We start from the raw sequence: 9,641 nt of genomic DNA, 5'->3' as shown, positions 1-9,641 counted from the left end.
GAGGCCGAACGGAGACGCTTCGCGTTCGCCCTTGGCGTGCGCTTTGCGCTTACGCCAGATGCCTCTGTCGGGAAACCCTCATCAAGCACTGGACTCACTGTTCACTGTTCACTGTTCACTGTTCACTGTATAGCTCCCAATTGAGCCTCCTGCCGAATTGTACTAGTATTCTACAAGGGTGAGGATGGGCACATCTGGCAGATGTTTTCGTCCTTGTAAATCATGTAGCTCGATGATAAACCCAAAACCTTCAAGTTTGCAGCCAATTTTTTGGACTAATTTTGCCGTTGCACTTGCTGTTCCACCCGTTGCGAGCAAGTCGTCTATAATCAAAACTCGGCTTCCTGCGTGCAAAGCGTCTTGGTGGACTTCCAAACAATCAGTACCGTACTCCAGTGCGTACTCTATTGAGTGGACTGCTGCTGGTAATTTACCACGTTTACGAACAGGAATAAAACCAATTCCTAACTGATAAGCAAGCGGTGCGCCAACAATAAAGCCCCGTGACTCTATTCCCACTATGTATTCTGCCGTCAATCCAGCATCTTTTATTTTTTGTACAAACAGGTCAACCGTGTAGCGCAATCCCTCTGGATCGCGCAGCAGCGTAGTAATATCGCGAAATAAAATTCCCGGTTTAGGAAAATCTGGAATGTCACGAATCAGAGACTTTAAATTCATAAAATAGAGAAAAGTTTTAGTTCCAGCAGTACAAGCTACAACCACTATCGCCCGATTGCAAGCTCTCGGTTCAACAGGAGGTATATACCGGAAAAATCGTACACTAAAATGTCATAGGCTTGGTATGAGACCTCAAAAAAGTCTATCCATTGACGATTATTGGAATCTACACCAAGCTAGGGATATAAGGATATAACCAGTGAGCTAAGAGAACTTAAAATTTTTAAACTTTAATGAAAAGCAATGCGGAAACCTTTGTGTCAAAACAGTAAGTAATGTATGTATAAGGCAAACTTGCCAATAATGCTATCAGTCTGATTTATTGACTGGTAATCTATTTTAAATTAGTTTTACTCAGTTTGTTGCAACCGTTAATGGTATCTATAATGAATATTTCTGCTAGTATCACACCAATTAACAGTCCAACTCCCCAGTCTGTGCCGATGATTCTGGACTCTTTACCCCAACCAGTAGTTGAAGGACAAGGATGTCCCCGTAGAGCTAGGTTGCAAATAGATCTTATACTACTGGCAATTGAAGCGCTAGAGCTTGGTGGCTCTGAAGCTATCTTGGCATTTGCTGAAGAGTTGGATCTTAAAGGAATTGTTAAAAACCGGGTCAATTTATGGCAAATGCGTAGTACCAACCCCATGCGACGAGCACATATCCGCCGTCCTCTGTCTATCATGGAAGCAAAAGCTTTAGTGGTTATTGGTTGCTACATTGCGCGACGCTTAACTGTTGTTATTCGCCAGTTGCTGGCGATACATCAACAAATGGTTGAAAAACAGCTTCCACTGGAACAGAATTTACGTCTATCTAACTACCTAGAGCGCTTTAGAAGCCACTTTAAGAGCCGAATGAATTCTCGACGTTCTGGTGTTTTAGCGTTACATTCCGAGGAAAAATTAAATGAGCTAGCTATAACTTTGTTGGAACAATTATTATTTTGTACTGGTACAGCTGGAATGCAGCGGTTCTGGATTAGTCTTTTTGACGGTGAGGTGGAATGAATATTCAACGTAAGTATAGTTTACCGAATTGCACACTACTGCTGGAGGGTTTAAGTGATGCCTCAAGGGCAGCGCATTTTCAGGAACTGCGGCCAGAATTATCTATATTGGTAAATGCAGAATGCTATATATCTGGCTACACTAGACCACTGAGTGGAGGGCGAGAATTTTTTGAAAGTTTGCTTAGGGGAGTCAGTGCATATGCTCAAGAATTTTTGAGTAGTGTGCCACATACCGAAGCGCATAACACTGAGTCAGAGTTAGTGCAGTTCCAGAAAATGGGCAATAACCAACATAGATTAATTGTGCATTCTGATGCAGCAGCAGATGGAATAGAGTCTTACTCCAACAATGGAAACCAGCGAATACAAGTCGATTTGAACACGGTGCAGTTCTTCGATTTAGTCGAAGCGATAGACCAGTTTTTCGCAGACAGTCAAACTTTACCAGAATTAACATTACAATTACAACCAGTTGCCAGACGTCATGGCGGTGTCAGTCAAGCTCTGATCAAGCAGGCAGTGCCTGCGAGTGTGGGAGTGACGAGTTTGGCAGCAGCCGCTGTTGCTTTTACGATGATTCCAGCCCCCGAAGTTCGTGCGCCCCAAGCGAACACACAGCAAAATTTCAATCAAACTACTAATCTCAATAGTCCTACAACGGCGTCTGTTACTCCTACACCGACTTCCAATGAACAGATAGCCGCAAATCCTACATTCACGCCCACAACAGCTTCTTCCTCTGTAGTGCTAAATCCTACTGCAGCAACTCCCACACCAGGTGCACCACCTGTTACCAAGGATTTAGAAGTACTTTTAAATACATCTGGAGAAATCACAGATGCATCTCAACTGCGTGTTTTGAACCGTGAATTATATAACAAAATTAATCCAAGTTGGGACAAACGCTCAGGACTAGGTCAGGATTTGGTCTATCGTGTGGGAGTGGGTGCAGATGGTGCAATTGTTGGATATAAAGCAGTCAATAAGCAAGCAAATGATGCTGTAGAGAAAACTCCTTTAGCAAGCTTACTTAACAATCCGGCAAATCGCACTTCTGCTACAAATGAAGCGATCGCCCAATATAGAGTGGTGTTTACGACAACAGGTGTGCTACAGGTTAGCCCTTGGCGGGGATACACCAAAACACCAGATGTTGTTGGTACAAAAATTACAGATCCCAACACAATTAAGGATTTGAACCAAAAGCTTTCTAACACTATCCGCCAAAATTGGAATACTTCTTCCACTTTTGCAAAAGATTTGAGATATCGGGTAGCAGTTAATAAAGATGGCGTTATTGCTGACTACGAACCACTCAACCAACCAGCCGTTGACTCTTATCGGGCAACACCCCTTCCTAAGATGTTTCAAGATGTCTACGGCTCAAACTTGGCTCCTCCAAACAAGAAAGAACCTCTTGCACACTACCAAGTGCTGTTTAAGCCTAACGGTAGCCTGGAGGTTCTTCCCTGGCGAGGATATCGGTAGATTGTTAGGAGTCAGGCTCCAAAAATTAGTGAATTCTCTGTTCTGACTCCTTTTACTTGGTAATTTTGCCCATGTATTTTCCCCATAATTCAGCAGCTTGAGCGCTACTGCCAGATGTGGGGGCATTGTTGTCGTTTCCCAACCAAATACCAGTCACCAGCCGCCGACTAGGAATAAAGCCAATAAACCACAAGTCAACGTTTTTATCTGTTGTACCAGTTTTACCTGCTTCTCCCAGTCCTAGTTGTGCACTGCGACCAGTACCATTTGTGATTACACCGCGCAGAAGACGAATCATTGTATCGGCAATGTTAGGTTGTAGCACTCGTTTGTTGGCGTCCGGATTTTGGTCATAGGAGTACATCACACGGCAAGTTTTCAGATCCTTTGGATCGCGGCAATCACTGCTATCTAGAATCCGGCTAATTGCATGAGGGCGATTCCACACACCCCCATTACCAATAGCGCCAAATGCACCTGTCATTTCCATGACATTCACGACACTTTGACCTAATACTAAGCCAGGAACTGGATCTAGGTCTGACTTCACCCCTAATCGTTGCGCCGTTTTCACGATATTATCTAGCCCTACATCTCTGGCAATCCTCAACGCAATTGGATTTTCAGATAATGCTAGCCCTGTAGCGAGATCCAAGCTACCTGCGCTTGTACGACATGGTTTGTAAGTAAAGCCTTTCCAACGAAAAGGGGAGCACGAATATGAATTTCCCGGTGAAATGCCTTGCTCAATAGCAGTTGTGTAAGTAAAGATTTTGAAGGTGGAACCTGGTTGTCTTTTTGCTTGAACCGCACGATTGAACTGGCTTGATTTATAATCCTTGCCTCCAATCATTGCCAGGATACTTCCATCGCTGGAATCAAGGGTCAGCATTGCTCCTTGAGAAAAACCAAAAGAGGGCCCTGCGTTGCTAATATGTTTACTCAGTGCTTCTTCTGCTTGTTTTTGAATTGCTGGATCGAGCCGAGTTTCAATAATAAAATTTCCTTCTGTTGCCAGTTCTTTTCCTAGAATGGTTTCTAGTTCTTGAAAGACATAACTATAAAAATAAGGAGCAGTTGTTTTTGCCTGCCGTTCGCAGACTTTAGGGCTGATTTCAATGGGCGATCGCCTAGCTCGGTTATACTCATCTGGTTTAATTTTGCCTATCTCTAGCATCCGCTTGAGGACTCGATTGCGGTACTCGATGGTTCTGAACTTATTCGGGCTATCTGCTCCACAAAAATTAAATGCATTGGGACCAGGTAAAATTGCCACCAAAGTCGCCGCCTCTGAGAGGGTTAACTCTTTTGCTGACTTGTCAAAGTAATAGCGAGAAGCATCCTCGAAACCGGAGGTATCTGCTCCTAAGAAAACCCGATTTAAATAAGTAAGTAAGATGAAATCTTTACTGTAATATGTTTCTAGTTTCAGAGCGACAACCGCTTCTCTAAATTTACGACCAAGAGAATCTTGCCTGCCAACATAATCGCGGAACAAACTCCTCGCAACTTGTTGGGTGACTGTACTAGCTCCTTGCTGGATATCACCACTCTGGCTATTTATGAATACGGCTCGCAAAATTCCTAGCGGATCAACTCCAAAATGCCAATAATAACGGGTATCTTCAGAAGCAACGACTGCGGTGGGTAAGTAAGGACCAAAGTCCTGCAACCGCTTCATATCTATATGAGAAGTCGTCCGAGGCTCGCGTAACTTGGTGACTCCATCACGAGCGTAAACAACCACTGGTGCTCGCGTTGCTCCAGGTAAAGGTTTTACAGAAAATTTCAGCGATTCAACGCCAATAACCAGAGCCATGAGGGCGGTGGCTCCACCCACTCCATAAGCTGCCCAAGTTGCTGCTCTGACATACCAAGGGGGTGGATCAACGTATTGCACTCTGACTGAGGCGGCGAGTTCTGGAGGTCCGAGGGTGAGAACATCGCCGTGACGTAACTCTAAAGAATTGACGCGACGTTTACCCCGATAAATGCCATTTGTGGAGTTTTCATCTTTAATAACAAAAACAGATTCTCTTTGGGCAGAATCCCGTGAAAGAGACAGGTGAATTTGGCTGACAACTGGGTTACGGACAACAATATCGCAGGATTTGGAACTGCGACCTAGCATGTAGCGATCGCCCAACAACGGATACACCTCCGCCTTATCCGCCCCTGAATCCTGCACCAAAAGTTCTGGTACCTTGGCGTTTGGTTTGAGTGCTAGTTTCGAGAAATCGACTCTGGCTTGAATTGTTTGTACTGCTTGAGTTATTTGACCAAGCAAAGTTTGTGGCTTTTGAGGCGGTTGGGGGGAACTCATCGGCTATTTACACCACATTTATTGGTAAGGAATCGGGCGCATTGCAACCTCGATGCTAGTATTCCACCATTGTAATCATAAGCCTACGAAGACGTTGGTGGTATGGAATTGTTCCCGACTCAATTTGACACTTCAAAAATATATATAAATAATAATTAGACTTATCTTGTTAATTTTGCCACATCATATCTTGTCATGATTTTTCTTATTACTAAGTCAATGCTTGTTTTGTCTACCTTTACTTTCTTAACATTTTGTGAAGTTGAGACTTCCAATGCGGTATTTTTTCCCTGACTACTTTATGAAAGTAAACAGATAAACCCTACATTGTTAACATATAAGAATTTTAAAAGCAACAATACATATCTTCTTTTAGGATGATTTCTTAAAAGCTCATCTTTTGGTTTAATGAGCGGAAGTACTCCGTTGAGGTGTTGAGGTGAAGTAATATGAACGGAAAATTTTTGACCTTTATCGGTGCAGCACTAGCTCTAGCGTTAACCAGCAATGTTGCTGTTGCCCAGTCAGCCAAATACCTAATAGGTCAATCTAGCGGAGATCCATCCTCTAGATCATCGGGGGAACTCAAACTTTCACCAAGGGTAGATAAGAAAAAGTTTTGTGAGAATTACCCTCTTAATTCCCGGTGTCAAGGAAGCTCAGCATCTACATCAAGCCCTTCGGATGGCAGTACTGAAACACGAAAGAAACCTTCTGACAGCGGCAACCCTGGTGGTACAGGAACACCAGGTACTGCACCTTCTGATCCTGGCACCAGAGGCAATCCCAGCGGCAGCACTGAAGCTGCGCCGCCTCCTGCTGGTAATCCTAGCCTCCCCAGTGGAGATACTAAAACGACTCCTCCTGGTGGTACAGGCGACATGCCAGCGACTCCTCCTGGTGGAACAACAGGTGCTCCTGACAGCAACACCCCTGGCGGCACAACTGTACCAGGCACTGCACCTGCTGACCCAGGCACTACAGGTAATCCCAATGGTACGACTGAAATTGCCCCGCCTCCTACTGGTAACCCTGCTAACCCTGGTAGCACCACTGATCCCAGCGCTCCAACTTCCCCTGGCTCTCCAGGTTCAAGTAGGTAAAAATAGCCCAGCACAGATGGAGTCAAGAAGCAGTCTTAGGTTTGCCTAACTGTTGTTTGTGAAAAAATCTATGCCCTCAGGTAAAAGTCTGGGGTCAAAAAATAAAAAGTCCGTCATACGGACTTTTTATTTTTTATTTGACTTTTTATCGTCATCTACGATGTGAAGCGGGTGTTTTTTGAAAGGTAGCAATCAGTAAGCAAATAATACCGATATTAATAAAGACATCTGCCAAGTTAAAAACTGGAAAGTTAATGAGTCGAAAATCCAGAAAATCAACTACGTAGCCATGAACAAATCGGTCAATGCCGTTACCGATCGCTCCGCCTAAAATAAAACCATAGCCTAGTTGATCCCAAAAATTCAACACTGCAAACCATGCCAGTGCTATCAATGCTAAACTCACTCCTAAAGATAGCCAGCGTAACCACTCTACTTTCCCTGTTAACAAACTAAAGGCTGCACCAGTGTTGGTAACGTAGGTGAGGTGAAATATCCCTGGTAACAGGGCTTGTGTCTGTCCTGAGTTAAAGGTTTGCACCACCCAGTATTTTGTCAGTTGGTCTAACACAAAAGCTAAAAAGGCAGCAATCCAAAAGAGGAGATTTTTTACACTCATGGTGAATTTGTCATTTGTCATTTGTCATTTGTCATTTGTCAACAGTCATTAGTCAAACAACTCTAGACCCTTACGGGTTCGCCCTAGTGGGAACGGCCACGCCTTACGGTGAGTCCAGCGCTATGCAGGAGGGTTTCCGGACAGAGGCATGTGGCCTCCGCGCTGGCTCACTATTGACTGTTGACTCTGGACTCATGACTAGTAAAACATCAGGTGGCGGAGCACGTATGCTATTACGACGACAGCACAAGCTACAGCTAGTTGTCCAGGGAGTGCAAACCAGGAGTATCTAAGCATAGCTTGCATCAAAGACAGAGTTTCTGTTCCTTGCCATTGCAAAACATAGCTGAGTATCAAATAAGTAATACCGCAGAAGTGGACAATTAACAAGCCACAAAAGCAACTAAAGGCAAGAGTTTCTAATCGAGGTCTAGCTTTAAAAGCAAAAAACCCACAAATCCACGCTCCAGGGATAAAACCGAGCAAATAACCAAACTGGGATACTTTAACATAGCCAATGCCACCACCATCAGCAAATACTGGTAATAATGTTAACCCCATTACTAGATACGCAATTTGCGAGAGCGCACCAGCATTCTTGCCTCCCAAACAACCAGCTAGCAGCACCCCACCAATTTGATAGGTGACACCTAGAGAAAGTGCATGAATTCCATATTGACTCCAACTCAACGGTGAGGTGGCGACATAACCTTCTAAAAAGGTACCACCCATCGTTAGCAATAAGCCAATCATAGACCATAGTAATTGATTGGATGCAGCTAGCATTTATAAAGTACTCATGCAAAGGACTCTCGTACAAATATGTCAATCAATTAAGTATTTGTTTCTTTAATTTGTGTATGAGCTTATTTTTTTATCTCTGTATTTTAACAATTTCAAAACTTTTATTTTAAGACGTTTAGCTGTTTCATAGAACTTTATGACCCCTGAATTGGATAGACTTTTTCAACGACTATTGTTGTATAACGTGTTTTTGTTGAGCTTATACTAAAACAAAAGTACTATTGTATAATTTGTTTTCCGAATTTCCGAATTGCACTGAAAAAATTGAATCGAGTAAAGAATATTATATTTTGCGATATCGGGGTGAGAAAAAGTAGTCATTTGGATAATCTTAACCTTCTCTTTACTTTCGTACTGTATAGTACGATCGCTTAGCTGGAAAATCACCAAAAAAACATATCCATGCTTTCTCGTAACTCTGTAACTAATCTTTCTTGCTTAACAAGAACAGTTTCAGTATTAGCACTGAGCCTCAGCTTAGCTGCTTGTGGTGGACCGGAAGCACAAAACGGTAATACCACTAGCGAAGCTCCTGGTGGTGCAGCAAAGGATGCTACTGCTAGTGCTCCTGGAAAACTAGACCTAGGTGGAAAGGTGAGCTTGAATGGGGCTGGTGCCACCTTCCCTGCACCGCTGTACCAAACTTGGTTCCAGGCTTTAAACCAGAAAAATCCCAATCTCCAAGTCAACTATCAACCAGTTGGTAGCGGTGCTGGGATTGAGCAATTTACCAAAGGTCTTGTAGACTTTGGTGCCAGCGACGTCGCGATGACGGATGAAGAAATCAAAAAGGTCCAAAATGGCGTACTTTTGCTACCTATGACCGCTGGTAGCATTGTGCTGGCTTACAACTTGCCCGGTGTAGAGGGAGTCAAGCTGACACGGGATGTTTATACCGGTATTTTCTTAGGCACTATCAAGTCTTGGAACGACCCGAAAATTGCTGCTGCTAACCCTGGTGCAAAACTTCCCAACACACCAATCACAGTTGTCCATCGTTCTGAAGGTAGTGGCACCACAGGTGTGTTTACGCAACACCTGAGTGCAATTAATCCAGAATGGAAGTCTAAAGTAGGCAGTGGTAAAACTGTAAGCTGGCCAGTGGGACTTGCTGCTAAGGGCAATGATGGTGTAACTGCCCAAATACAACAAACTCAAGGCTCAATTGGTTACGTCGAGTTCGCTTACGCCAAAAATAGCAAACTCAATTTTGCTGCTTTGGAAAACAAAGCTAAGCAATTTGTTGCACCTACCGATCAATCGGCAGCTAAAACTCTGGAATCAGTAACTTTACCAGAAAATCTCCGCGCCTTCATTACAGATCCAGAGGGTAACGAGTCCTATCCCCTCGTTACCTACACTTGGGTGTTAGTTTACAAAAAATATCCAGATGCCGTAAAAGCCAAAGCAGTGGAAGCCATGATTGAGTACGGCTTGACCGAAGGTCAGAAAATGGCTATACAACTAGGCTATATCCCTCTCCCCGAAAGCGTGGTGAAAAAAGTGACAGCTGCTGCCGATGTCATCAGCTCAGATTATAAAATTTCTGGGGGTGGCAGTGCTACTGGTGCCAGCGCTAGTAAATAGCACTTTGTAAAAGTCACGCAT

8 protein-coding genes are annotated in these 9,641 nt (G+C 43.8%); 4 read left to right on the top strand and 4 right to left on the bottom strand.

Annotated features, from left to right (window positions below; translation table 11 throughout):
* Positions 1-162: 162 nt before the first annotated feature.
* Positions 163-681 (bottom strand): adenine phosphoribosyltransferase, encoded by a 519-nt coding sequence (locus AC5590_RS12850; RefSeq protein ID WP_169264086.1) that lies wholly within the window; start codon positions 679-681, stop codon positions 163-165.
* Positions 682-1,067: 386 nt separating this feature from the next.
* Here AC5590_RS12850 and AC5590_RS12845 point away from each other — a divergent pair, with 386 nt between their 5' ends.
* Both AC5590_RS12845 and AC5590_RS12840 read left to right on the top strand, forming a co-directional pair.
* Positions 1,068-1,694, top strand: coding sequence for a DUF3038 domain-containing protein (locus AC5590_RS12845; RefSeq protein ID WP_169264085.1), 627 nt, complete (start codon positions 1,068-1,070; stop codon positions 1,692-1,694).
* Positions 1,691-3,184, top strand: coding sequence for a DUF4335 domain-containing protein (locus AC5590_RS12840; RefSeq protein WP_169264084.1), 1,494 nt, complete (start codon positions 1,691-1,693; stop codon positions 3,182-3,184). Before AC5590_RS12845 ends, AC5590_RS12840 begins: the two co-directional genes overlap by 4 nt.
* A 52-nt stretch (positions 3,185-3,236) precedes the next feature.
* Here the strand turns inward: AC5590_RS12840 and AC5590_RS12835 are convergent, their stop codons facing one another.
* The gene (locus AC5590_RS12835; RefSeq protein ID WP_169264083.1) at positions 3,237-5,507 is read right to left on the bottom strand and encodes a transglycosylase domain-containing protein; all 2,271 of its coding nucleotides are present in this window, start codon (positions 5,505-5,507) and stop codon (positions 3,237-3,239) included.
* Positions 5,508-5,956: 449 nt separating this feature from the next.
* Here AC5590_RS12835 and AC5590_RS12830 point away from each other — a divergent pair, with 449 nt between their 5' ends.
* On the top strand, positions 5,957-6,610 hold the full coding sequence (locus AC5590_RS12830) for a hypothetical protein (protein ID WP_169264082.1): 654 nt from the start codon (positions 5,957-5,959) through the stop codon (positions 6,608-6,610).
* Between the two features lie 151 nt (positions 6,611-6,761).
* On the opposite strand, the gene lspA is transcribed toward AC5590_RS12830, so the two are convergent.
* Together lspA and AC5590_RS12820 are read right to left on the bottom strand one after the other, a co-directional pair.
* Positions 6,762-7,229, bottom strand: a complete 468-nt coding sequence (gene lspA, locus AC5590_RS12825) for a signal peptidase II (RefSeq protein ID WP_169264092.1) — start codon at positions 7,227-7,229, stop codon at positions 6,762-6,764.
* A 198-nt stretch (positions 7,230-7,427) separates the two neighbouring features.
* Positions 7,428-8,015: a biotin transporter BioY gene (locus AC5590_RS12820; RefSeq protein ID WP_169264081.1), complete on the bottom strand. Its 588-nt coding sequence runs from the start codon at positions 8,013-8,015 to the stop codon at positions 7,428-7,430.
* 420 nt (positions 8,016-8,435) lie between these two features.
* On the opposite strand from AC5590_RS12820, the gene pstS reads away from it, so the two are divergent.
* The gene (pstS, locus tag AC5590_RS12815; RefSeq protein ID WP_169264080.1) at positions 8,436-9,620 is read left to right on the top strand and encodes a phosphate ABC transporter substrate-binding protein PstS; all 1,185 of its coding nucleotides are present in this window, start codon (positions 8,436-8,438) and stop codon (positions 9,618-9,620) included.
* The last annotated feature ends 21 nt before the right edge of the window (positions 9,621-9,641 follow it).

It is taken from the genome of Brasilonema octagenarum UFV-OR1 (assembly GCF_963888615.1).
In the GTDB taxonomy this organism is placed as follows: Bacteria; Cyanobacteriota; Cyanobacteriia; order Cyanobacteriales; family Nostocaceae; genus Brasilonema; species Brasilonema sennae.
This window is presented reverse-complemented; position numbering and strand designations above follow the sequence as displayed.